This is a genomic window from Kitasatospora sp. NPDC093558, from assembly GCF_040683475.1.
Classification (GTDB): domain Bacteria; phylum Actinomycetota; class Actinomycetes; order Streptomycetales; family Streptomycetaceae; genus Kitasatospora.
On record NZ_JBFBDY010000800.1, the window covers coordinates 1 to 2,556 of the forward strand.

2 protein-coding genes are annotated in these 2,556 nt (G+C 73.9%); one reads left to right on the plus strand and one right to left on the minus strand.

The features are described from left to right. The first annotated feature begins 220 nt into the window (after positions 1-220). Positions 221-1,738: a GAF domain-containing protein gene (locus tag AB0O00_RS35370; RefSeq protein WP_363658808.1), complete on the plus strand. Its 1,518-nt coding sequence runs from the start codon at positions 221-223 to the stop codon at positions 1,736-1,738. Here AB0O00_RS35370 and AB0O00_RS35375 read toward each other — a convergent pair. Beyond that, positions 1,657-2,157: an SsgA family sporulation/cell division regulator gene (locus AB0O00_RS35375; RefSeq protein ID WP_363658809.1), complete on the minus strand. Its 501-nt coding sequence runs from the start codon at positions 2,155-2,157 to the stop codon at positions 1,657-1,659. The two genes, AB0O00_RS35370 and AB0O00_RS35375, sit on opposite strands and share 82 nt — an antisense overlap. Between the last annotated feature and the right edge of the window lie 399 nt (positions 2,158-2,556).

A 2,556-nucleotide genomic window follows, 5' to 3' on the forward strand; every position in this document is an offset into this window, starting at 1 on the left:
ACACCCCGCCTACAGAGTCGGCAGTCGGAAAATCATCCAGCCCCCGGAGCGGCCACCCCCGCAGCCACCCCCGGCACCCACCCACCCGAAAGCCCCCCACGCACCCAAGCCCCGCGCAGCGGATTCCAAGACCCCGTCCCCAGACCCCCACCTCCCCCTTACGCTTTCGTCAGCGCATCAACCCCGAAGCGCCCTCGAACGGCGGCGAGGAGCAATCCGAGTGCGGCAGACCCGACGACCGGAACGTCGAACCCCGCCGACCACGGCCGAACGGGCCAAGGTCCACGACCGCACCCTCACCGACGCCACCCCCCGTGAGACCCCCCAGCCACCCCAAGCCCAAGCCCAGGCCCAAGCCCGGGCTCTCCTGGAGCCGCGCCCCGAGATCGGCGACTCCTGGGCCCGCCTGCGTCGCCTCGGCCTGGACCCGGACACCGGCGCCGCCGCGATCCACCTGGGCCCCGCCGAGATCGAGCTGCGCCGCAGGGCGAGCGGGCTGGAAGCGGTCATGCCGGTGCTGCGGGAGACCCTCATCCAGCCCGTCGACCAGGCGCCGCTGATCCTCGCGATCGCCGATGCCGAGGGCCACGTCCTGTGGCAGGAGGGTGAGAGGGGGCTGCGCCGGAGCGCCGAACGGATCGGCTTCCTGGTCGGCGCGCAGTGGGTCGAGGAGAGCGTCGGCACCAACGGGATCGCGGCAGCGCTCCGCACGCAGCGCCCGATGCACGTCCACTCCGCCGAGCACTACCTGCGCAGCCACCACGCCTGGACGTGCGTGGCGGCGCCCGTGCACGACCCCGGCACCGGCCGGCTGATCGGCGCGATCAACCTCAGCGGCCCCGCCCACAACGTGCGCCCGTACCTCCTCCAACTCACCACCACGGCAGCGCGCCTGGCCGAGACCGAACTGCGCGCCCACCGGCTGGAGTCGCTCCACCAGCTGCGGACGATGGCCGCGCCGCTGCTCGCCAGGGTGGCGGGGCCGGCGCTCGTGGTGGACGCCGCAGGCTGGACGGCCGCCTCGGCCGGTCTCCCGCCGCTCGGCCGGCTGCGCCTGCCGGCCGAGAGCTGGGGCGGCACCGCCGTCCAGTGGGTGCCCGGGCTCGGCGAGTGCGTCCTGGAACCACTGGGCGACGGCTGGCTGGTGCGCCCGGTCCGGCCGTCGGACGGAGGCGGCTCCGGCAATGCCTTCGAGCAGGCCGAACAGGCCGAACAGGCCGAGGGCGCGAGGCTTCGCCTGGACCTGCGGCGCCCGGACCGCCCGGAGCTGACGGTCCAGGGCTCGGCCGGCGGCTGGTCGCACGCGTTGAGCCCGCGCCACGCCGAGCTGCTGCTCCTGCTCGCCACCGGACGGGACGGCAGCACCGCCGCGCAGCTCGCCGACGCCCTGTTCGGGGATCCGGCCAGGACGGTCACCGTGCGCGCCGAGTTGTCCCGGCTGCGCCGCTACCTGGGCGGGCTGCTGGCGCACCGGCCGTACCGGTTCGCGGAGTCGGTGCTGGTCACGGTGCTGGGCCCGGACGATCCGTACGACCTGCTGCCGTCGTCGTCGGCCCCGGCCGTGCGGCGGCTGCGAAGCGCACTGGCCGCCGGAACGGACCGCCTACCGAACCCAGCTCGTGCTGAACAACGCACGTCTATGCGCGTGCCCGCGCCTCAGCCTCCGGCCAGCAACGCAGCCAGCTGGGCGTCCGTCGGCCCGCAGCCGCGCTCGGCCTCCTCGGAGACCAGCGCGTAGGTGCGGTCGAGCCAGGCCTGCACGCGAGGCTTGGAGACCTCCAGCAGGGCGCTGCCGTGGGGGGATTCGAGCGCGATGTGCAGCGTCGAGCCGTGGCAGGGGCAGTACGCCGGCCACAGCTTGACGTCGCCCTGGCCGCTGAGCGTGCGCAGCCCGTCGCGCAGCAGTTCACGCGAGAACACCCAGTCGGCCTCGTCCGGCCGGCCCAAGTGGAAGGTCAGGAGCACCTCGTACGGACGGACGGCGTCGAACCGGAAGCGGGTGCGGACCTCGCCGACCACGTCCTCGCCCAGCGCGATCCGCAGGGTCAGCACCTCCTCCACCGCCGCCGGGGCGGCGGTGGAGCCTTCCCCATCGTCGCCCGTGGGGGTGGCGGCGAGGGGTGCACTGGAGGCTGCGGACAGCGGGTCGGGCGGCATGACGGTCTCTCCGGGACGGCGTGGGATGCTCTCAGACTGCGCCACTTCCGGCCGGACGGGCAAGGGTTGCAAGGAGGTTGCAATCACCCCCGTCCCGGACCGACGGTCCTTACCATTCCCGGTCCGACGATCCGTCAACTTCCTTATGTCGAACGGATGTCCACGAAATGGATGGAATCCGTCCACGCCGTGGCCGCCCGCTGGTACGCTCACCCCCTCCCGGAACGGACCCCGTGTCGCGGCCCGTGGGAGAATGCTGCGACTGCGACGGCGACTTCGGGGAGGGAGGGGTCCGGTGGCTGTGCGCGAGGACGGGGTGCGGGACGTGCGGCACGAGCCCGCGCCACACGGCCGGCACGGTCGGCCGCGCCCGTTCGGCGGCCGGTTGCGGCTGCCCAC